Below are 326 nucleotides of genomic sequence, written 5' to 3'. Positions count from 1 at the left end.
GTTCGGCGTCACCTTGGCCCGTGATTTCCAACGTGTCCAAACTGCGCCGTCGTCCCCGTTTTATTTGGCTCACATGGCCTGCCACTGTGGCAACAAAACAAATTTCCGGATGGCGACTGTCGGTACAGAGGGTCTGCCCCGCGCCGACCTGATCATTTTCGGCCACACAAAGGTCAAACGACACACCGGGATAATCCCGCCCCATGAGCGCAACTCTGCGCACGGAACGCGTTTCTGGGAGGGGGCTATCAGGCCCCAAGCCCATATTTCCCTCTAGGCCTTTTTGTAAATTAAACAGAACTAAGCTCCCTCATTCGGATCGGAAG

At 55.5% G+C, this 326-nt stretch carries 1 protein-coding gene; it reads right to left on the bottom strand.

The genetic code is table 11. The annotated features are described in order from the left end of the window. Window positions 1-259, bottom strand: a 259-nt coding sequence (locus tag AB9F29_RS21685) for a hypothetical protein (RefSeq protein ID WP_369757221.1), incomplete at its 3' end; no start/stop codon positions are given. Between the last annotated feature and the right edge of the window lie 67 nt (window positions 260-326).

It is taken from the genome of Falsihalocynthiibacter sp. S25ZX9 (assembly GCF_041205405.1).
Taxonomy (GTDB): Bacteria; Pseudomonadota; Alphaproteobacteria; order Rhodobacterales; family Rhodobacteraceae; genus Falsihalocynthiibacter; species Falsihalocynthiibacter arcticus.
The sequence above is the reverse complement of the archived record's forward strand: the minus strand, read 5'-3'. Positions and strand labels throughout refer to the sequence as shown.